General features: G+C 68.5%; 15 protein-coding genes and 4 pseudogenes. 9 read left to right on the top strand and 10 right to left on the bottom strand.

Going from position 1 to position 20,759, the window contains the following annotated elements; translation table 11 throughout:
• Positions 1-94 precede the first annotated feature (94 nt).
• The 4 genes and pseudogenes from ACZ7L1_RS16530 to ACZ7L1_RS16515 form a co-directional block, all read right to left on the bottom strand.
• On the bottom strand, positions 95-2,785 hold the full coding sequence (locus tag ACZ7L1_RS16530; RefSeq protein WP_471437770.1) for an RICIN domain-containing protein: 2,691 nt from the start codon (positions 2,783-2,785) through the stop codon (positions 95-97).
• Positions 2,786-3,323: 538 nt separating this feature from the next.
• Positions 3,324-4,892 carry an alpha-L-arabinofuranosidase B gene (locus tag ACZ7L1_RS16525; RefSeq protein ID WP_471437769.1) on the bottom strand — a complete coding sequence of 523 codons (1,569 nt, stop codon included), beginning with the start codon at positions 4,890-4,892 and terminating at the stop codon, positions 3,324-3,326.
• Between the two features lie 147 nt (positions 4,893-5,039).
• On the bottom strand, positions 5,040-5,222 hold the full coding sequence (locus tag ACZ7L1_RS16520; protein WP_471437767.1) for a hypothetical protein: 183 nt from the start codon (positions 5,220-5,222) through the stop codon (positions 5,040-5,042).
• 16 nt (positions 5,223-5,238) lie between these two features.
• Positions 5,239-5,352, bottom strand: a pseudogene (locus tag ACZ7L1_RS16515) (AbfB domain-containing protein); the annotation flags it as partial.
• 582 nt (positions 5,353-5,934) lie between these two features.
• Here ACZ7L1_RS16515 and ACZ7L1_RS16510 point away from each other — a divergent pair.
• Positions 5,935-7,359: a family 43 glycosylhydrolase gene (locus ACZ7L1_RS16510; RefSeq protein ID WP_471437797.1), complete on the top strand. Its 1,425-nt coding sequence runs from the start codon at positions 5,935-5,937 to the stop codon at positions 7,357-7,359.
• A gap of 306 nt (positions 7,360-7,665) precedes the next feature.
• Here ACZ7L1_RS16510 and ACZ7L1_RS16505 read toward each other — a convergent pair.
• A pseudogene (locus ACZ7L1_RS16505) lies at positions 7,666-7,806 on the bottom strand (non-reducing end alpha-L-arabinofuranosidase family hydrolase); the annotation flags it as partial.
• A 379-nt stretch (positions 7,807-8,185) separates the two neighbouring features.
• Here ACZ7L1_RS16505 and ACZ7L1_RS16500 point away from each other — a divergent pair.
• The 5 genes and pseudogenes from ACZ7L1_RS16500 (at position 8,186) to ACZ7L1_RS16480 (ending at position 12,378) form a co-directional block, all read left to right on the top strand.
• Complete coding sequence (locus ACZ7L1_RS16500) at positions 8,186-9,592, top strand: non-reducing end alpha-L-arabinofuranosidase family hydrolase (RefSeq protein WP_471437796.1); 1,407 nt, start codon at positions 8,186-8,188, stop codon at positions 9,590-9,592.
• A 699-nt stretch (positions 9,593-10,291) separates the two neighbouring features.
• On the top strand, positions 10,292-10,708 hold the full coding sequence (locus ACZ7L1_RS16495; RefSeq protein WP_471437766.1) for an ester cyclase: 417 nt from the start codon (positions 10,292-10,294) through the stop codon (positions 10,706-10,708).
• A gap of 100 nt (positions 10,709-10,808) precedes the next feature.
• A pseudogene (locus ACZ7L1_RS16490) lies at positions 10,809-11,101 on the top strand (YbhB/YbcL family Raf kinase inhibitor-like protein); the annotation flags it as partial.
• Between the two features lie 79 nt (positions 11,102-11,180).
• Positions 11,181-11,876 carry a type 1 glutamine amidotransferase domain-containing protein gene (locus ACZ7L1_RS16485; protein ID WP_471437765.1) on the top strand — a complete coding sequence of 232 codons (696 nt, stop codon included), beginning with the start codon at positions 11,181-11,183 and terminating at the stop codon, positions 11,874-11,876.
• A gap of 346 nt (positions 11,877-12,222) precedes the next feature.
• On the top strand, positions 12,223-12,378 hold the full coding sequence (locus ACZ7L1_RS16480) for a hypothetical protein (RefSeq protein ID WP_471437764.1): 156 nt from the start codon (positions 12,223-12,225) through the stop codon (positions 12,376-12,378).
• Positions 12,379-12,750: 372 nt separating this feature from the next.
• Here the strand turns inward: ACZ7L1_RS16480 and ACZ7L1_RS16475 are convergent, their stop codons facing one another.
• From ACZ7L1_RS16475 to ACZ7L1_RS16465, 3 genes are all read right to left on the bottom strand, one after another.
• Positions 12,751-13,122 carry a nuclear transport factor 2 family protein gene (locus tag ACZ7L1_RS16475; RefSeq protein WP_471437763.1) on the bottom strand — a complete coding sequence of 124 codons (372 nt, stop codon included), beginning with the start codon at positions 13,120-13,122 and terminating at the stop codon, positions 12,751-12,753.
• 32 nt (positions 13,123-13,154) lie between these two features.
• On the bottom strand, positions 13,155-13,868 hold the full coding sequence (locus tag ACZ7L1_RS16470) for an SDR family NAD(P)-dependent oxidoreductase (RefSeq protein WP_471437762.1): 714 nt from the start codon (positions 13,866-13,868) through the stop codon (positions 13,155-13,157).
• Positions 13,869-13,996: 128 nt separating this feature from the next.
• Positions 13,997-14,935, bottom strand: coding sequence for a LysR family transcriptional regulator (locus ACZ7L1_RS16465; RefSeq protein ID WP_471437761.1), 939 nt, complete (start codon positions 14,933-14,935; stop codon positions 13,997-13,999).
• A gap of 290 nt (positions 14,936-15,225) precedes the next feature.
• Here ACZ7L1_RS16465 and ACZ7L1_RS16460 point away from each other — a divergent pair, with 290 nt between their 5' ends.
• Positions 15,226-15,354 (top strand): hypothetical protein, encoded by a 129-nt coding sequence (locus tag ACZ7L1_RS16460; protein ID WP_471437760.1) that lies wholly within the window; start codon positions 15,226-15,228, stop codon positions 15,352-15,354.
• Positions 15,355-15,385: 31 nt separating this feature from the next.
• On the opposite strand, the gene ACZ7L1_RS16455 is transcribed toward ACZ7L1_RS16460, so the two are convergent.
• Both ACZ7L1_RS16455 and ACZ7L1_RS16450 read right to left on the bottom strand, forming a co-directional pair.
• Positions 15,386-16,003 (bottom strand): TetR/AcrR family transcriptional regulator, encoded by a 618-nt coding sequence (locus tag ACZ7L1_RS16455; RefSeq protein WP_471437758.1) that lies wholly within the window; start codon positions 16,001-16,003, stop codon positions 15,386-15,388.
• Between the two features lie 418 nt (positions 16,004-16,421).
• Positions 16,422-16,844 carry a MarR family winged helix-turn-helix transcriptional regulator gene (locus ACZ7L1_RS16450; protein ID WP_471437794.1) on the bottom strand — a complete coding sequence of 141 codons (423 nt, stop codon included), beginning with the start codon at positions 16,842-16,844 and terminating at the stop codon, positions 16,422-16,424.
• Between the two features lie 450 nt (positions 16,845-17,294).
• Here ACZ7L1_RS16450 and ACZ7L1_RS16445 point away from each other — a divergent pair, with 450 nt between their 5' ends.
• Positions 17,295-20,039: a multifunctional oxoglutarate decarboxylase/oxoglutarate dehydrogenase thiamine pyrophosphate-binding subunit/dihydrolipoyllysine-residue succinyltransferase subunit gene (locus ACZ7L1_RS16445; RefSeq protein WP_471437756.1), complete on the top strand. Its 2,745-nt coding sequence runs from the start codon at positions 17,295-17,297 to the stop codon at positions 20,037-20,039.
• Positions 20,040-20,120: 81 nt separating this feature from the next.
• Positions 20,121-20,432 (top strand): annotated as a pseudogene (locus ACZ7L1_RS16440) (1-deoxy-D-xylulose-5-phosphate synthase N-terminal domain-containing protein); the annotation flags it as partial.
• Positions 20,433-20,759 lie beyond the last annotated feature (327 nt).

Genomic DNA, 20,759 nt, shown 5'->3' with positions numbered 1-20,759 from the left:
CCGGGTGACCCGACACGGGGCACGAAGGCGGCGGGGCCGGAAAGCGATCGCTTTCCGGCCCCGCCGCCTTCGTGCCCCGTGTCGGGTCACCCGGTCACTGGATCGTCCAGGCCTGGTTGGACTGGTTCAGGGGCATCCACTGACTGATGGCGGCTCCGTTGGCCGTCGATCCGCCACCGACCTCCAGGACCTGCCGGCTCTCGAAGTTTCGGATGACGTACCCACCGCTGGTCGGCTCGAAGTACCACAGCTGGTTGCTGCCGCCGTTGTAGGTGTACTGCTGCAGCGCGGTCCCCCTCTGGTGACTGGAGTTGTTGATGTCGAGGGCCTTGCCGCTGTTGCGGTTCACGATCCGGTAGAGCTGACCGCTGACCGGGACGATGTTCCACTGCTGGTTGGCACCGCCGTTGCTCGGCCACTGGATGACGCTCGCGCCGTCGGCGGTGGAGTTCTGGTACACGTCCATCAGCTGCCCGCTGTTGACGTTCTTGATCGTGTAGTACGTCGACGCGTTGACGTTCGGCGTGCCGGTCGCGTCCTCCAGTGCCCCGCCGGCCTGCTGCACACTGAAGTCCGCGATGAAGAAGTACGCGCCGTCGGTCTTGGCGACCCGCACATAGCGGAACTTCTGGCGGACGTCGATGTTGCCCGTGAGCGTCGAGGCCGGCGGCAGGGTGTCCGTCTGGCGTCCCAGGACGGTGTACGTGGCGAAGGACGGGTCGTTGGAGGCCCGGATCTCGAAGTGGCCTCGGGTCTCGGACTGGTCCAAGTCCTGACGGGTGGTCAGGGAGAACTGTCCGAGCTGGCAGGACTGCCCCAGGTCGACCTGCCACCACGCCGAGGTGTCGCTCCCGGTCGGCGACCAGCCGGTGGCACCGTCGTTGTCGTCGGCTTTGCCCGGCCCCCAGGCGGAGCCGTTCACCGAGGAGGCGGACGCCGGCTTGTTGTAGGCGAGGTTGAGCTTCGCCGCCAGCCCCCGGTAGGCGGACTCGAGGCCGGATGCCTTGATCACCGAGTCGCCGGACGTCGTGTTGTTGGTGAGGGTGACGTTGGAGCCGTTGCGGTTCTGGTTGATGAAACCGTCGGTGTGCGACAGCACGTTGTTCGACAGGGTCATGTTGTCCGACCCCTCGTCCAGGTACAGGCCGGACACCGCCGAGCCGCAGGCGGCCGGCATACGCACCACGTCGTGGATGTAGTTGCCGTTGAAGACCGTGCCTGGGTCGTTCGAGAGGTGGTAGATACCGGCGGAGTCGCACAGCCGGTTCATCACGTTGCCGATCCGGTTGTAGCTGACGCTGTTGTTGCCCTCGGCGTTGGCCGCCGACTGCCAGCCCCAGCCCAGCGAGATACCGGCCCACGGAGCGTCGGAGATGTCGTTGTGGTCGATGGTGGTGCTGTTGACGAAGCCCGCGTTGATGCCCGCGGTGCCCAGGTAGTCCTCGCCGATCCGGGTGATCAGGTTGTTCTTGACGGTGACGTTCTTGACCACCTCCCGGGCGTCCTCACCGGCCGGCGAGGACGGCGGGTTGTAGACGGTGTGGAACTCCACCGTCGGGTCGGAGAACTTGCCGACCATGATTCCGTTGCCGGCGATGTCGTGGACGAGGTTGCCGGTCACGGTGCTGTCGTGCACGCCGTGGTGCAGGTCGAGGGCGGTGGCGCCCATCTGCGTGAAGGTGTTGCCGATGAAGGAGAGGCGGTCGGCGTTCGACGCCTGGACCCCGGCCGGCGGACGGCCGACGTACTGGTTGTTGGAGGTGTCGGCCGAGAGGTTGTAGTTGCCGCCCTGGCCGTTGAGGTAGCCGTTGTTCGTCGCTTCCATCCAGGTGGTCTGGGTGAAGGTGAGCCCGGAGAAGCGCAGGTCGTGGGCGGGGCTGTCGAGGTTCGTGCCCTTGATGTCGAAGAGGGTCTGCAGCGTCGGGGCCTGCACGCCGGCCGTGGACATGTCCTCGCCGGGGCGGGGCTTGTAGTAGACGGTCTGCGCGGCGGTGTCGACGTAGAACTCGCCCGGTTCGTTGAGGAACTCGTGGGCGTTCTCGAAGTGCAGGGGAGAGCCGTTGGCGAGCACTGGGAAGGGGCGCGGGAACAGGATGCCCGCCTCGTGGTCCTGGATCGACACGTCGGCGGTGCCGTTGCCGGAGCTGATCGACTTCAGCCGCAGGTAGCTCTCGCCCCACTGCGTTTCCAGCATCATCTCGACCTGGTTGAGGTGGCCCCAGTTCGAGACCTGCGAACTGAGCACCTTCAGCAGCTTGTTGGTCTTGTCGCTGCCCTGCAACTGGAAGTCCGAGCCGATGTCAGGGAAGCGGGCCCGGGTGGCGCGGACCCCGTTGACGTACAACTGCCGGAAGTTGAGAGTGCCGACCGGCGCCTTGTACTCGCCGCCCGCGGCCGCGGTCCAGCCGGTGATCGCCTTGCCGCCGGTGATTACGGGCGTCTCGCCGTTGTACGCCTGGTAGACGACGGTGTGGCCGTTGGTGCCCGAGTCGCCGGTGCCGAAGGTGATCGGGGTGGTGAGGGGGTAGGTGCCTCCGCGCAGGTTCACGACGATGTCGTCGGACATGTTCGCGTTGACGGCCCGCACCGCGGCCTGGGCGGCCTGGATGGTCTTGAACGCTGCGGCGGTGCTGGTTCCCGAGTTGCTGTCACTGCCGTTGACAGGATCGACATAGAAGTTCGTCGTGGCCGCGTAGGCGGGTTGAGCGGGCAGTACGGCCGCGAAGACGACTGCCGCCGCCGCGAGCGCCCCGACCGTCCCCGCGCCGATGCGTAGGGGTCTCATCCGTGGTGTCCCTCCTCCAAACCCCCGCTTTCTTATGAGTTGTATTTATCGAGGCAGGATGGGGCGCCAGTCAAGACGATAGAGATGCCTATTTTTCGCTGCAGCAACGCCAGTGACACGCGAGGGATCAGGCGCGGCAGGCGCGGAGATCACCCGTAGCCAGGGAAGCGCCCTAAGTAGCATGGTGGTTGACCAGGGGGATCGACGCCTTCCGCGTCGCCCGTCTGCTCTGCCCGGCGAACCCGTTGCCTCAAAATGAATACGACTTATTCGCGCGTTGGTCGCGGATAATTCCGCGCCATCGGATGGTCACCGGGGTCGCGCGTGGCATGCCCTGGCCAGGGTACGGGTCGATGCGGTCGATGCTGTCGGCGTGCCGCCAGCATCTGTCCGGGAAGTTGTAGGACTGCCGTGCCGCCGAGGCCTCTCCGCGACTCTGGGACTCCGCCGACCTGCGCTCCAGGCGTAGGGAAAGCGTGGGCGGCTGTCGGACCCGTGGGCGCCCCGGCCCGGAGGCGCCCACGGGTCCGGTCTTTCGTCAGCTCCAGGGAGACGCGGTGAGCCAGCTGGTGTCCTGGGCCCACGACTTCGTGGCGTCCCAGGCGTTGGTGCCGCCGTTGCCGGCTATGTAGGCCGTGAAGTTGTAGTGGCGGATGTACTTCGCCGGGAAGTTGACGGACTGGAAGGAGGTGCCGACCCCGCTGTTGCCCGCGGTGGGGCAGAAGGTGGCGTCCTGCGCGAAGGAGCTGCCGCCGGTGTCGGTGTTCAGGTAGAGCTGGTAGTTGGAGTGGCGCAGGAACTGGCCGGGGTTGTTGGCGGACTCGAAGGACAGGCAGGAGGTGTTGGCCAGGCCGGCGCGGACGATCCAGGTGGCGTCGGCCTTGTCGGTGGCCGGGCTGGAGGAGTTGATGTCGGAGATGACGACCTTGGTGTCGGCGTCGTCGTGGCGCAGGTAGTGCGAGGTGCAGCAGGGGGCGGTGGTGGCCTGCAGGGAGATCCTGGAGCCGGGCGTCAGCGAGCCGGTGCTGGTCGAGCCGCTGTTGTAGCCGGCGGCGGTGATGTTGGCCTGTACGGCGTTCTCGGTGGCGTCCGAGGGGTAGCCCGAGGTCATGACGCCTTCGTAGAAGGTGCCGGCGCCGGTGTTGCTGTTGTCGCCGCCGATGCCGAGGATGATCGCGCCCTGCTTCTTCATGGGGTTGTAGCCGGAGTCGTTGGGGCGTACGCCGCTGTAGTAGGTGGACAGGCTGCCCGATTGGGCGTTGCCGCCGCGGATGGCCCACTGGTTCGGGCCGCCCTTGACAATGGCGGTCTGGAACCGGTTGTTGACGGTGGGGTCGCCCGCGTTGAATCCGCGGTTGACCCCGGAGAACAGGCCGTTCTCCAGGTCGGCCATGACCCAGGGGCCGTTGCCGCTGCCCCAGCCCCAGCCCTTGCTGTTGCCGAAGTAGATGGCCTCCATGGTGCCGTTGCCGTCGTCGTTGCCGGTCGTCTCGGCGTTGCCGTAGTCGAAACAGCAGCCGCCGTTGAAGTGGGTGCCGTCGAAGATCGCGTACATGCCCTCGGGCTGGTCTCCGGTGGCGATTCCGTTGGTGTTGTTGTTGCGGTAGCCGGTGCCGGGTGCCACGTAGACGCCGTACGCCTTGTGCCCGCCGACGGTGACCGGCGCCTCGAAGGCGTTGGCCAGGTTGTCGTTCCCACCCTCGGCCGGCCCGGGCCAGTGGCCCCTGAGCGCCTGGGTGAGGTTGTTGCCCTTGCCGGACTGGTCGTAGAGGACGGTGATGACGCAGCTGGTGTTGGCGCAGAAGGAGTCCTGCGCGGCGGCGTTGGCGTATCCGCCGGCGCTCAGTACGCCGATGTTCAGGGTGGTGTTGTCGGAGGCCCGTTTGATCTGATACAGCGAGCCGTTGTACGCCCCGTACAGGGCGCGGGTGGTGCTGTGTGCGGCGACGCAGGGGGTGCCGCCTGCGGCGTAGATGTCGCACGGCCCCTGGGTGGCGGCCTGCGAGGTGGTGGCCGTCGCGGTGAGCAGGCCGGCGGCGAGCGCGGCGGTGGCACCGGCCGCGAGCAGCGCGCGTCTGACGCTGCGTATCCACGGTGGCTTGATCATGAAGAACTCCTTCACAGGGTGGGTGAGGGGGGTGAGCGTCGACGCACCCGTGGTGTCCGGCTGTGCGGACGTCGCGGGTTGCGTTGACGCCTGCGTGCCGGTGCGGCTTCGGCCCTTTCCGGCACCGGATTCGGGGCGGACTGCTCGTCAGCTCCGCGGGGCGGCGGCGAGCCGGCTGGTGTCCTGGCGCCACAGCGAGGTGGCGCCACAGGCGCTGGTGCCGCCGTTGCTTGCGTCGTGGGCGGTCGAGGCGCAGTGGCGGATGCACTTGGCCGGGTGGTTGAAGGACTGGAGGGGCGTTGGGCGGCGGATGCCGGGGGGCGCCGGCACCCCTGTCGGTGTCGGGTCAGCTCGTCACACGGAAGGTGGCGTCACCGCGCCCCGTCGCGGTGGTGATCGGGTCGAGCTTCAGGTAACAGGCGTAGTGGCGGATGTAGCGGTCGGGGTGGTTGTAGGACTGGACGGCGGGCCCGGGTACGCGAGCCGGTGCGTCGGCGGTGTGACGGCTTCTGCGGCGAAGTTCACGACTGTCCCCCAGGAAACGCTTTATTTGTGCGCCGCTTCGGCCTCCTGTCCTCTGAGGGTTTCTGTTGTCTGGTCCGGCACCACAGTGGCGGCCTTCGGAATGCGTCGATATCAGCGGCGGGTCACGGGGAAGCTCTATAGCCGACTCGGAGCCGACCAGCCAAGTGGTGCGACATGTCGAACAACGTTCGTAGAATCGGGCAGACATTAAGTGCGGGAACCAAGGTGCGTCAACACATCCGACATCAGTGGCCCCTCAAACGAGTCTGTCCGGCCAACCTTTCGCTCGCGTGCATGAGTTGGCGCGGACGGCTTTTCATGGCGAGCGTCAGCCGACTCGATGGATGCTTTTGTGACGGAAGCGTTGACGGGGGCAGGCGCAGGACCTATCTTCTGGCCGAATTCACGAACGGTGTTCGAAATATCGGAACGGTGTGAAGAGACGGTATCTCCTCACCACCCGCACCAGAGGGAGTAACCCGTGAGGCCTGCGCTCACCCGTCGAACGGTCCTCGGCATGATCGCCGGCTCGGCCGCCGCCACCGTCACCGGTGTCTCGGCCGGTACCGCCCACGCCGCCGTGCCCGCGTCCCCTGGGGTGACGTACACGAACACCATCGCCAAGCAGCGGGCCGACCCGCACATCTTCAAGCACACCGACGGCTTCTACTACTTCACCGCCACCGTGCCGGCGTACGACCGCATCGTGCTGCGTCGTGCCACCACGATCCAGGGGTTGTCCTCGGCCGCCGAGACGACCATCTGGACCAAGCACGCCACCGGTGTGATGGGCGGCTACATCTGGGCCCCGGAGATCCACTTCATCGACGGCAAGTGGTACGTCTACTTCGCCGCCGGTGATGCCAACGACGTCTGGCACATCCGGCCCTACGTCCTGGAGTGCACCGCCGCGAACCCGATCACGGGGAGCTGGACGGAGAAGGGGCGTATCGCGCTGCCGCTGGACACCTTCTCCCTGGACGCGACGACCTTCGCCGTCAACGGCACCCGCTACCTCGCCTGGGCGCAGAACGACCCGGCCGTCGGCCGCGGCACCAACATCTACATAGCGCCGATGTCCAGCCCGTGGACCATCACCGGCACCCCGGTCATGATCAGCCGGCCGACCGCCTGGTGGGAGACCGCCGGAGGTGAGACGGTCAACGAGGGCCCGGCTGTGCTTCAGCGCAACGGCAAGGTCTTCCTGACCTTCTCGGCCAGTGCCACCGACGCCAACTACTGCATGGGCATGCTGACCGCGTCCGCCTCCGCCGACCTGCTGAGCGCGTCGTCGTGGGCCAAGAGCACCGGTCCGGTCTTCGCGAGCAACGCCGCCACCAGCCAGTACGGCCCGGGGCACAACCAGTTCACGGTCTCCGAGGACGGCAAGTCGGACATCCTCGTCTATCACGACCGCAGCTACAAGGACATCAGCGGTTCCCCGCTCAACGACCCCAACCGCCGCACCCGCGTCCAGAAGATCTACTGGAAGGCCGACGGCACACCCGATTTCGGCATCCCGGTCGCCGACGGTCTCACCCCGATCCGGCTCTCCTCGTACAACTTCCCCGACCGGTTCATCCGGCACTGGGATTTCCGCGCCAAGATCGAGTCGAACGTCTCGCCGCTGGCCGACTCGCAGTTCCGCGTCGTCGCCGGTCTCGCCGGCACCGGCACCGTGTCCCTGGAGTCGGCGAACTTCCCCGGCTACTACCTGCGCCAGAAGAACTTCGAGGTGTGGGTGGAGAAGAACGACGGGACGGCGCAGTTCGCGAGCGACGCCTCCTTCACCGCCCGGGCCGGCCTCGCGGACTCCGCCGGAGTCTCGTACGAGTCGTTCGGCTTCCCGGGCCGCTACATCCGCCACTACAACTACCTGCTGTACATCCAGACTCCCAGCACGGCGACCGACCGGGCCGACGCCACCTTCTACTCCCAGTGAGCCACACCTGCGGCCCGTCGCCCCTCGGGCAGCTCCGACGACCCCCGCCGGCCGGTAGCCGCCCGAACGCACCGGCACATCTGCCACACCGCTCGCGTGGCGACGGCCACCTCCCGCGTCATGAGGCGACAGCCCGCCAGGACCGGCCAGGAGACCTGCGCGTACGCGATCTGCAGGTGGACGAGGGCTTGGCGCGAGAGTCCCCAGGACCGGGACGGTGCCGGCTTCGCCACGCCCCTGGACGCCACCGTTGCCCCCGACGCGGCCAGTTGGGTTGGACGGCGACCGGTTTGCGGCTGGTGGTGGCGAGGCGTTGCCCGCGAAGGGGTTGGACTCGGTGCCGGCCTGGACGGTCCACGGACCGTTCAGGCAGGAGGCCGTGAACGAGCGGAAGTAGCGGCCGTTCGCGCCCTGCGCCTCGACGATCACGAGGTACTGGTTCTGGCCCACCGACCACCGCGTCGAACTCGCCGTCGGGGAAGGGAAGTTCCGGCAGCACCGCCACCCGCGCGTCGAGCCCGCGCTCCCGGCCCGCCGCCACCATCCGTCAGCGTGCCGCACCCATGGTCAAGGGCACCCTGCCGGGTACCCAGATCACAACCACGGAACGTGAAGCCGTCTGGTTTCGGTCTGCGAACGTCACGGCTCGCGAATTGTGCGCTAGGCATTGACGCCGGTCACCGGTTCCCTGATCATCCCTTCTGCTCGATCCTTCGACATTTGTTCGGTATTGCGAACATCAGGGTGGGGTTGCACCGCACCGATCGTCCGCACAGCCTCCGGCGGGGCCACCCACAACCGTTCACTCATGGAATACGAGGTCTCCATGCGCAGACGTAGTTCCCGCAGCAGACATCTGTCTGTGATGCTCGCGGCCTTGGTCGCTCTGGCGGCGACGCTCGTCGCCAACCCGGCTCAGGCGGCCACCACCAGCACCGTGCGCGGCGTTGGTTCCGGCCGGTGTCTCGATGTGCCGGGTGCCGGCCAGGCCGACGGCACGTTCCTGCAGATCTGGGACTGCATTGGCGGGAACAACCAGCAGTGGACGCTGACGGACAGCAACCAGCTGACCGTGTACGGCAACAAGTGCCTGGACGTCCCGGGCCACGCCACCACGGCCGGTACCCGGGTGGAGATCTGGGCCTGCAACGGCGGTGCGAACCAGCAGTGGCGGGTGAACTCCGACGGCACGATCGTCGGCGTGGAGTCCGGGCTGTGCCTGGACGTGTCGGGCGGCGCCACGGCCGACGGCACGGCGGTGCAGCTGTGGAACTGCACCGGCGGCAGCAACCAGAAGTGGACCGGCCTGTCCGGGGCGTCCAACTCGTGTGCTCTTCCGTCGACGTACCGGTGGACCTCGACGGGTCCGCTGGCGCAGCCGGCGAACGGGTGGGCCGCGCTGAAGGACTTCACCACCGTGACGTACAACGGCCAGCACCTGGTCTACGCGACCACCTCGAACGGATCGTCGTGGGGCGCGATGGGGTTCCGTCCCTTCACCAACTGGTCGGACATGGCGACGGCCACCCAGACCGGGATGAGCGGATCCGCGGTGGCGCCCACGCTGTTCTACTTCGCGCCCAAGAACATCTGGGTGCTGGCCTCGAACGGGTGGGACACCGGCTGGCCCTTCACCTACCGCACGTCCAGCGACCCCACCAACCCCAACAGCTGGTCCGCGCCGCAGCAGCTGTTCACCGGCAGCCTCCCCTCCGGCGGCCCGCTCGACCCGACCCTGATCGCCGACGACCAGAACATGTACCTGTTCTTCGCGGATGACAAGGGCAACATCTACAAGTCGACCATGCCGATCGGGAACTTCCCGGGCAGCTTCGGCTCGTCTTACACCACGGTCATGAGCGACACGGCGGCGAACCTGTTCGAGGCGCCGGAGGTCTACAAGGTCCAGGGCCAGAACCAGTACCTCATGATCGTCGAGGCGCAGGGCGGGAACGGCCGCTACTTCCGCTCGTTCACGGCCTCCAGCCTGAACGGTCCGTGGACCGTCCAGGCCGGCACCGAGTCCAACCCCTTCGCGGGCAAAGCCAACAGCGGTGCCACCTGGACCAACGACATCAGCCACGGTGACCTGGTCCGCAACAACCCCGACCAGACCAAGACCATCGACCCCTGCAACCTGCAGTTCCTCTACCAGGGCAGGGACCCCGGCTCGAACGGCACCGACTACCTGAAACTGCCGTACCGGCCGGGCGTGCTCACCCTGCAGCGCTGACCCGCCCGATCCACGGTGATCGCGATGTGGTGCGGTCCGCCCACGCCTGGACAAGCGGCTCACGGCGTGGGCGACTCCACCTGCTGACCGATACTCACCGCCTTGAGGGACCCCAGCCGCGCGTCGGCCGGGGTCCCTCTCTTTCGTCCACGACCGCGACCGGGGCGGCGCCGATCAGCAATGGAAACTTGTCCGGGCCGAGAACGTCGGCACGCTGGTGGGGTTGCTGGAGCGGCAGCACCACGGCGCCCGGCCACCCCGTGACCTGGTCGGACGCCCAGGCGGCCAAGGCGACGTACCAGGGCAAGCCGCGCCCGCGGCGTGGCGGACCCTCGAGTCGGCGCTCCGGACTCCTTCAGGGCGACGTCACGGTTGCAGGGCGATGTCCCGTGCCCGCTGCACCGTGCCCACGCCCCCGGCGCCGAGCTGTCCAGCAGCTCGAACCGGCCGTCGATCATCCGTCCTGCGCCGTTCAACGGTTCCGTCCCTTGCTCGTCAACCGATTGCCGGCCTGCGGCCCGGCCCGGCGGAGGCTACGGACCGGCCTGGTCGAGGACGTCCGTGGATCCACCTACGCGCGCAGGCCTGCCGTCCAGACATGCTGCGTGGGAGCGACGGATGTACGGTCGGTATACGGCGTAGGTGCGGACCTCTCAGCCGGCGAACGAGCCGGTGTCCCGTACACGCCCAGGAGTGTCCATGGCGCAGCAAGCGAACATCGCCGCACAGACCGCGTTCGCAGAGGCCGTGGTCACCGGGCACCTCGACGCCCTCGACGACATCGTCGCGCCCGATTCCGTCGATCATGACCCCGCTCCAGGACAGGCCCAGGGACCCGAAGGCTACAAAGCCATGTTCAACGAGCTGCGAGCCGCCTTCCCCGACTTGCACGTCGAGGTGGAACACCTGCTGGCCACCGACGACGAGCTGGCCTTCGCCTACATGATCAGCGGGACGCATCTGGGACCGTTGATGGGACGGCCGGCGACCGGCAAGAAGGTGAGGTACCGCGGCATGCAGATAAGCCGCTTCGACAGCGACGGCAAGCTCGTCGAGCGCTGGGGCAGCAGCGACGAACTCGGCATGCTGCGTCAGCTCGGCCTGGCCGATGCATGATCCATCCGCTGCCTCACGGCCTGGTGGCGCCAGTCGGGCCGGTCGTGATGGACGCGGCCGGTGACGTGAACCTGGCCGCCGGCGCGGCCAGTGGTCGGTCTACGACATCCCCGCGTCGGTGAACGAACTGCCTGCCGACGCGGGTGACGCCGGCGGTAAGAGGCTGCCTGTCGGGGCCAGGACGCTCGCCAACCACGCCGGTCGGCACGAGTTCCTCGGTGCGGCACCCCCGCCGGGGAGGCCGCTCACCGTCACATGTTCGTCGTTCATGCGCTGGACACGCCCCGTCTCGACATCACCACGGAGGCGACCCCCGCACGGCTCGGATTTCGGCTAGTGGCCCACGGCCTGGCACGAGCCAGGCTCACGCCGGTGTTCGGGATCCCGGCCTGATGCGGAGCCAGGCTGCGAGCGAGAAGGAAAGAATTCGAGTCCCCCGGCGAGCCAGGTGGGGACAAGGAGGTAGAGATCGATGGCGAAAGTGCTCTTCATCGTCAGTGGGGCTACCTACTGGGTACTCAAGGACGGCACCAGGTATGCGACCGGCTACTGGGCCGAGGAGTTCGCGATGCCGTACAAGGCGCTCACGGGCGCCGGCCATGAGGTCGTGGTCGCGACACCGGGCGGTGTGATCCCGAACGTCGACATGATGAGTCTGCGTCCCTCCATGGCCGGAGGCGAAAAGGGGGCTCTGGAACTGGAGGAGATCATCCGTTCCGCGGAGGCGATGCGTCGGCCGCTCAAGCTGTCGGATGTCCGCCTGGAGGACTACGACGCGGTGTACCTGCCCGGCGGTCATGGCCCGATGTCGGACCTGGCCTACGACGCCGACGTCGGCCGGCTGCTGACGGCCCAGCTCGCCTCCGGTAAGCCGTTGGCGATCGTGTGCCATGCCCCCGCCTCGCTCCTGGCCACCAGGATTCACGGCGAATCACCCTTCAAGGGCTACCGCGTGACTGGCTTCACCAACGAGGAGGAGGAAGCTGTGGGCCTGGCGTCCAGGGCAACGTGGCTGCTGGAAGACGAGCTGAAGGACAAGGTGGGCGTCGAGTACAGCCGCGGTCCCATATGGGAGCCGTACATGGTTGAGGACCGCAACCTCATCACCGGACAGAACCCTCACTCGGCGGCGGTTCTCGCGGATCGCCTACTGGAAATCCTCAAGTGAGGAGACCTGGAGTCCTCGTGGCATAGCCGGAAGGGTGCGGCCGAGAATGGCGTGCGGTGGATTCGGCGCTTCCACCGCGACTCTCTCACCACCGGCGTCCGGTAGGCGCACCGGACGCCGACGACGATCCGTTCGTTTGTCGGTACCGGAGGAGAGCCTCACCCTCCAACGTCCGTTTGTTTCGGCATGGTCGGTGTCGGTCAGGGGCTTGATCCCACCAGTTCCCTCCCTGACGGTCAGCGATCCTCTCTCGACCGTCACGGACACCGACGACTTCCCGGGGTCACTCGCAGCAACAACCGCGTTCCCTGACCATCGCGTGGAACGTCCAGCGCTGGTCCCGGACGTGCCAGACAGCATGCTCGGCCGCGATCCGGTGATCGGCGTGTGGGTGACGGTCAGTGTCCGCCGCGAGGACGCACCCGCGCTGCTCCTGCTCCACGGCCTCCCACCCTCGTGGCGGATGTACGAGCCGCTGCCGGCGCGCCATGCCGACCGCTGACGTCTGATGGCACCCGAGTACCCCGAATGCCCGTTCGTGGAGCCTGACACGGAGCCAGCAGATGCCGCCGAATGGTTGCGGCGGCGGAGTGCTCGCGGCGAACCGACGGACTTTGTCGAGGCACACTGCCGTGTGAGCCGCCGCTTCCATGGCCAGAGCGCACGTGGCCACCGCGACACCAGTGAGACTCGGGCCGCGCAGAAGGAGCCGCTGGCACGCTTCCGCAGTGGGAGAAGGCGTCGCAGACAGCGCAGGTACGCCACACCGGTGCCCCCGCTCAGGGGGCACGGTGCGCGCAACCCGGGTGGGAAGCGGCCGTTGAGCGGGCGTCACCATGCGCCAGAGACACGGTCGTTGATCTGGCCGAACAGGCTAATCCAGGCGGGATACCTGATAGTGGCCGATGGACCAGTCGTCCCCTGTGCGGACAACGAGGACGGAGAGTTTCACGTCCAGCGGGGGCCGGTCCGTGAACGAGAACTCGACGGCGAGGTAGCCGAGGACGAGGTCGTCGGCGTGCCGCCTGGTCTCAAGGATCCGGTATGCCGCCTTCATGCCGAGGGGCTGGGAGTCGTAGTAGTCGGCGACGCCCTGGCGTCCGACGCTGTAGGGGTGCAGCCCCTGGAAGAGGGCGTCCTCGGTGAAGAGGGCGGCGACGCGGTCGGGCTGGTGCGCGTCGACCGCGGTCTTCCACCGGTCGAGCACTCCGCTCAGGATCTCCGCGTCGTCGGTCGTGGCGGTCATGTCCACTCCTTGGTCCAAGACTCGGTGTACGGTCAGTGTCCGGCGCTCATGCCGCCGTCGACGTGCAGGATCTCGCCGGTGACGAACGGCGCCGTCTCCAGGAAGAGCACTCCGTCGACGATGTCGCTCACTTCACCCATCCGGCCGACCGGGTGCAGGGCGGCGAGGAACTCGTGGGTCTCCTCGGGGTGCATGGGGGTCTTGATGGTGCCGGGCGACACGGCGTTGACGCGGATGCCTCGGGTGGCGTACTCGATCGCCAAGGACTTGGTCGCGGACTGCAGGCCACCCTTGGTCAGCGAGGCGAGGACGGAGGGGACCCGGGCGTCCGGACTGTCCACCAGGCTGGTGGTGACGCTCACGATGTGCCCGCCGCCCTGGGCGAGCAGGTGCGGGAGGACCTGCTGGGTGAGGTGGAAGAAGCCGGCGACGTTGATGCCGGTCACGCTGGCGTAGTCCTCGGCCGTGTAGTCGGTGAAGGACTTCGCGACGAAGATGCCCGCATTGTTGACCACGGTGTCGATACGCCCGAACCGCTCGAGTGCCGCGGTGACGACCCGCTCGGCGGTCGCCGGCTCGGCGATGTCGCCCTGAACGGTCAGGACGTCTGCGTCGTCGGCGGGGGCAATGGTGCGCGAGGTGGCGACGATGCCGTAGCCGAGCTTGCGGTAGCCCTGGACGAGAGCGGCGCCGATGCCCTGCGAGGCGCCGGTGATGATCGCGACCTTCTGGTGCTGTGTGCTCATGCTGACCTTCTCCAAAGAGGATGACCGATCAATAGCCGACCGGTCGACTATTTGACCGTAGGCCGGGCGATTCGGCAGTGGAAGGACCGGCTTCCTACCGCCTGGGAGGCACAGCCTCCCAGCGCACGTCAGGCTGGGATCGCGTACGGATCGTCGGCGGGCAGCCACGCGTCCGGGGCATGGATCCCGAGGTCGCCGACGCCGTCGCACAGGGCGTCGACGGCGGCGAGGACTCCGGGACGGTCCTCGCTCTCGCGCCAGACCAGGGACCAGGTCCAGTAGACCTTCGGCGCAACGATCTCGCGGCGGACAAGGTCGGGCGGGAGCGGAGCGGTCTGCCCCTTGGGCGAGTTGACGACTGGGCGGGTGCAGCGGCGGACGTGGTCGAAGAAGGCGGGGCCGGTGATGGCACCATCGGAGATGCGCACCGGGCGGGCCCCGGTGACCTGCGTCAGTTCCTCGGCGTACACGTTCCAGGACGCCCAGGAGGTGATGTCATCGTCAATCAGTACATCGGTGTCCCGGGCCGCCACATCCGGTGGGTCGCTGGTGTCGCCGCCCTTCGCGACGGCGTAGAGGCGGTCGGCGCCGATCAGTCGTGCCCGCAACCCGAGCCGCTCGAGGTCCTCGGCGCGCACCCAGCAGACGGCGAGGTCGAGGCTGCCGTCGGCAACCCGCGCGGCCTGGGTGTGCGAGGGGGCGACCCAGGCGTCCAGGTGCACCTGGGCCGCTGCGGCTGTCCGCGAAGTCAGGTCCGGCGGCAGCCAGTTGACGTAACCGAGCCGCACCGACTCCGAGCCCGACAGTCGGCCGGCCTGGCGCTTGAGGTCGTCGGCCCGCTCCAGCAGGGCACGGGTGTGCGGGAGCAGCGCGGCGCCGGCCGGGGTGAGGGAGACCGAGCGGCGGTTACGGTCGAACAGCCGGACGCCCAGGTCCCGTTCGAGCGCCTTGACCTGCTGGGAGAGCGAGGGGCCCGCGATGAGCAACCGCTCAGCGGCCCGGCCGAAGTTCAGTTCCTCGGCGACGGCGACGAAATACCGCAGCTGGCGCAGTTCCACGCGCGCCATGCTACGCGCGCTGGGAGGCCGCGCCTCTCAGCAGCGAGGCGGCCGGTCATGCCATCAGTGCCGGCCTCGGGCGCACGAATGCCTCGCCGACGACCGCGAGGGTACATCGTGCGAGAGCTCCTGGCCGAGATCACCGTGAGCGTCCCCGACGGCATGCCGACGACCGGGCCGGGTCGACGGCGTCCGATGACCGCCCAGGTTCCCTGAGCCCATGCCGCCAGTGCGGCCGCCACGCCCGGTCGCGGCATGGGCGACGGCCCCTTTCGCCCAGGCCCCGATCCAGCCTGCTGATGCACGCTTGGACAGAGCTGTCCGCGAGTGCCGGGGCCAACCCGGCCACCGCCAACCACTCCGGCTGTCTCCTCGGCGCACTTGCGGGCGACCGGCCCGACACAAGCCGCGCCGCCCTCTCCCCCTGATGCGGCATCGCCGTCCCCGCCAGCCGCATGATCAGAACGCCGTACGGTCTCCGGCCCCCGGCGCGCCCAGCAGGGCCCGGCAGTTCTCCCAAAGGGGACTCAACCGCTGGGTGCTGTTGTAGAGCTTGGCGAACATCACCTGGCCTTCCAGCTGGGCCACGACGGCGCGCGCCGCCTCACGGGTGTCGGCCACGCCGACCTCGCCGCGCTCACGGGCCTCGGCGATGACAGACTCCACCATGTCGACCTGCGCGTCGAAGATCTCCTGCAGCCGCTCGCGGACCGCCTCGGTCTGGTTGCTCAGCTCCAGAGTGAGGTTCCCGAACAGACAGCCCGCCACGGTGCCGCAGCCCAGCTGGACGGCACGCTGGCCGGCCTCCGTCTCCTCGAACAGCCGCCGCAACCGCCACAGCGGCTCCGCGTCACCGGTCAGGGCTTGTGTCCAGTCGCGCTTCTGGGCCGCCCAGTGTTCGTCGACGACCGCGAGTGCGAGGGCCTCCTTGGACTCGAAGAAGTAGTAGAAGCTCCCCTTAGGAACCCCAGCGGCCTTGCAGATCTCGGCCACGCCGAGCGCCGAGTACCCGCGCTCCTCGATCAGCGAGCGGGCGGCGTCCAGGATCTTCCGCCTGGCGTCACTCGTACGTCCCATGACATCAGCGTACGAAATAACCGACCGGTCGGCTACAAATGCAGCGAGCGAACCTCGAGCGGGCGTAGGACGCCGATGCGGGGAGAGGCTCTCGGCCCGGTCGGCGCGCGAACAGAAGCACGACGGTCTCGGTTCGTCCCCACAATCACCCTCCTCCCGTCTGCCGACCTGGGTACTGGCTCGGTTCCGCACGAGGAACCGTTACGCGGATACGCCGTCTCGCGCGCGGAGGTCGATCGCATCCGTCGGCGCCCACGGTCCTGGGGCGAGTGCCGCACCGCAGACCTCTCAGCCGACGTGGCGCGGTCGACTCAGCGGCTTTCTGCCGGTTTGTCGTGCAGCAGCGCGGCCGCCTCGGCGGCCTCGGCCGTGACACGGGTGGCGGCGCGTGCGGCTCGCCCGGTCGTGCGCCAGGCGATCATGCGGAGTGCCGTGGGCGGGGCCGGCGGAACCCACTTGCCGTCACGGAGGCCGAGTACGTGGATCTGCTCGAAATCGTGACGTCACACGATCGGCCGGGCGGCTCCTGGGTGTCCAGTCCCGGACCGAGGTGCTGGCGCATCAGCGCCTGCGCGGTCGTCTCGGCGGCGGCGAACCTGGAGCGTCCTGCGTCGGTCAGGGTGGCCTCGACCGTCCTGCGGTCTCCGGCACGACGATGGCGATCAATCAGTCCGGCCGCCTGCAGACCCCTGAGGAGGTAGGACATCCGGTCCCCGGATTCCTGGAGGAACGCCGCCAGCTCGGCAACGGGCACGGATCCGCTCGCGGCCTCGGCGAGCGCGCCGAGAATGAGGTAGTCATGGAGCGACAGACCGTGCCGCACCCGCAACTCACCGTGCACGAGACCCAAGGTCCGCAGGACCCCTGGAAACTGCCACCGCGTAGTGTCCGACAAATCGGAGTGGATCATATTCCTTCCCCGGGGGTCGGTTCTCCGGCCGCAAGCCCGCGGCCGCAGCATCACAACCAGATTCCCTACGACGCCGATCCCGGGCCGGACGGACACGAAGCCCTCTGATCAGGACGGCGTCACCCGCCCGCACTCCGACTATGCGACGACGGCAGGCAGCAGGCCGTCACCCGTCCGATGTCCTGATGTGAGGCCGTCGTGGCGCGCCCGGCCATCCGTCTCCGGACTCCCGGCGTCCTAGCGTCGTCAGTGCGACGCGGTCGAACGGGTCGGTCTCCGCAACGGTTGCGAAGTCCTCGAACACCTGACGCGCAGGCGGACGACCGCCCTAGCCGCGTCCGCCATCCCAAGGCTTCGCAGAGGAAAGAAGGCGTTCGCGCCATGGCGTCGCAATCAGACACCGCTCGAGCAGCGTCTCACCGGCTGGACTTCGGGCTCAACGAATGGGTCGTGGACGAGCAGCGACGGCGTTACCTCCACGACCCCGGCTCGGTCGACCAGACGTGGAGGAACTTCTTCGCCACTCTGGTGTCCCCGGCCGGCGCGGCCTCGCTGACCGCCTCAGCCCAACACCACAAGGACACCGACGAGGCGGCGCTCAAGGCGGTACGGGTCGCGGCGCTCATCCACGCGTATCGCGTGCGCGGGCATCTGATGGCCGGAACGGACCCGCTCATGGCGCGGCCCGCCGCAGCACATCCGGAGCTCGACATCGCCGCGTTCGGACTTGACGACGCGGACCGGGCGGAGGACTTCGCCGTGGACGGGTTCGCCGGGCGCGCCACGATGTCACTCGACGAAGTGCTCGGCGCATTGCGGGAGTTCTACTGCCGCACCGCCGGGTTCGAGTACATGCACATCCAGGACGCCCGGGAACGCCACTGGATCCAGCAGCGCGTCGAGGGGCCGCAGCGCCGCCCGGACCGTGCCGGACAGCTGCGGATCCTCTACCGGTTGGGGGCCGCGGAGGCCTTCGAGACGTTCCTGCAGACCAAGTACGTGGGCCAGAAGCGCTACTCGCTCGAAGGCGGCGAGTCGGCCATCGTGCTGCTCGACGCCTTGTTGCTCCGCGCCATCGAAGACGGTGTCCAAGAAGCCGTCATCGGGATGGCGCACCGCGGCCGGCTCAACGTCCTGGCCAACATCATCGGCAAGTCCTACGGCCAGATATTCGACGAGTTCGAGGACGCGGTGGACATCCGGTCGGTCCAGGGCTCGGGGGACGTGAAGTACCACCTCGGCGCGGAGGGCACCTACCGTGCGCTGGACGGCGGCACCATCGCTGTCTCGGTCGTGGCGAACCCCTCGCACCTGGAGATCGTGGGGCCGGTGGCCCAGGGCGTGGTGCGCGCCAAGCAGGACCAGGCCGGGGACCAGGGCGAGCCCTTCCCCGTACTGCCGGTCGTCCTCCACGGCGACGCGGCCTTCGCCGGCCAGGGCGTGGTCGCCGAGACCCTGAACATGTCGCAACTGCCGGGTTACCGCACGGGCGGGACGGTCCACGTGGTCGTCAACAACCAGGTCGGCTTCACCACCCTGCCCGCCAACGGCCGTTCTAGCACGTACGCCACCCATGTGGCACGGATGGTGGAGGCCCCGATCTTCCACGTCAACGGCGACGACCCGGAAGCCGTCGACCGCGTCGCACGGATGGCCTTCGACTACCGCCAGACGTTCCACAAGGACGTCGTGGTCGATCTGGTCTGCTACCGGCGCCACGGGCACAGCGAGGTCGACGACCCGTCCATCACACAGCCGATGATGTACGACCGCATCGACGCCAAGGCATCCGTGCGCACGCTGTACGCCGAGGCCCTCATACGCCGAGGAGACATCGGCGAGCACCAGGCGGAGGGCGCGCGCCGCAACTACCAGGATCACCTCGAACGGGCCTTCGCCGAGACCCGGGCGCTGCCCGCTCCCGCACCGTCCGAAGACCTTCCATGCGCCGACGCCGGACAGGCGGCCACCCAGCGCACGGCGACCGCGATCGACGAGGCGACAGCCCGTCAGGTCATCGCATCGCAGACCGACCTGCCGCAGGGCTTCACCGTGCACCCGCGTGTCCTGCCGCAGCTCCACCGGCGTACGGCGACGCTCGACGCCGGCACCGTCGACTGGGCCACCGCGGAGACACTGGCGATCGGTTCGCTGCTGCTGGAGGGCGTCCCGGTACGGCTGGCCGGACAGGACTCCCGGCGCGGCACCTTCGGCCAGCGCCACGCCGTACTGACCGACCGGCGCACCGGCGCGGAGCACACGCCGCTGAACTCCCTCAGCCCGCAGGCCGCGAGCTTCGCACCGTACGACTCGATGCTGTCCGAACTGGCGGCGCTGGCCTTCGAGTACGGCTATGCGCAGACCCGCCCCGAAGCCCTGGTGCTGTGGGAGGCCCAGTTCGGTGACTTCGCCAACGGCGCGCAGACGGTCGTCGACGAGTACATCGCCTCGTCCGAGCAGAAGTGGGGTCAGCGCTCCGCAGTGACCATGCTGCTGCCCCACGGCCTGGAGGGCCAGGGTCCGGACCACTCCTCCGCCCGGATCGAACGCTTCCTGCAACTGTGCGCGCAGGACAACATGACCGTGGCCATGCCCTCCCTGCCGGGCAACTACTTCCATCTGCTCAGGCAGCAGGCGCTGGACGGCCGCAGGCCACTGGTGGTCTTCACCCCGAAGTCGATGCTGCGGTCGAAGGCGGCCGTCTCCACCCTGGACGAGTTCACCCAGGGCGGCTTCCGCCCGGTCCTGCCGGACGACACCACGGACCCGGCCCGGGTCACGCGCGTGCTGCTGTGCTCGGGCAAGGTCTTCTACGACCTCGACGCCCACCGGCACGCGGCGGGCACGACCGACACGGCGATCGTCCGCGTGGAGCGCCTCTACCCGTTCCCCGACGAGGAACTCGCGGCGGAACTCGCCCGCTTCCCCGCGGCCGCGGACGTGCGATGGGTGCAGGAGGAGCCGGAGAACCAGGGTGCGTGGTCATTCGTCGCGCCGCGTCTGCACCGGCTGACCCGGCGCGCCGTGGAGTGCGTGAGCCGGCCCGAGGCGCCCGCGCCCGCGGTCGGCTCGGCCCGCCGGCACGGCGTGGAGCAGAAGGCTCTCGTGACATCGGCCTTCCAGTGATCAGCGGCTCGCGCGGTGCGCATCGGCTGCCCACCGCGCGTATCCGTCGACACTACGGCACCATCGATGAGGAGCAGCGGCATGAGCCTGCTGGCGCGCATCAACCAGCCCGCGGACTTGAGGGGTCTGAGCCATCCAGAGCTGGTCCGGCTGGCCGGGAGATCCGCGACTTCCTGGTCCGCCATGTCGCGGCCACGGGAGGCCATCTGGGGCCCGACCTCGGCGTCGTGGAACTGACCCTGGCGCTGCACCGGGTCTTCGCCTCCCCGCGCGACCGGCTGCTGTGGGACGTCGGGCACCAGGCATTACGTCCACAAGATCGTGACGGGGCGGGCGGGTGAGTTCTCCGGCCTGCGGCAGCGTGGCGGGCTTTCCGGATATCCGAGCCGGGAGTTCCGCCCGGACACCGCGCGGCCGTCTCCGCCGCGGTGGCCAATCTCAACGCGGGCGCACTCGCGTTCGTGATGGGCACCGGCATCGTCTTCACGGCCCTGTACGTCGACGGCGCCTACACCGCCCGCCGTACTTCTGTGGGTGGCCCTGGCCGGTTATGTCGTACTGGTACCCGCCTCCGGCCGGCGGCTGCTGCGCCGGCGCGAGCGGTTCGTCGCGGATCTCCTCGGGCCGCGCGCCTTCGCGTTCCTCACCCTCGCGATCTCCTCGAACGTGCTGGTGACCCCGGGACGCGCACTGGCCGTCCTGGCAGTGGTGTGCCGGGCC

The organism is Streptomyces sp. NPDC107546 (genome assembly GCF_055639175.1).
This window is presented reverse-complemented; position numbering and strand designations above follow the sequence as displayed.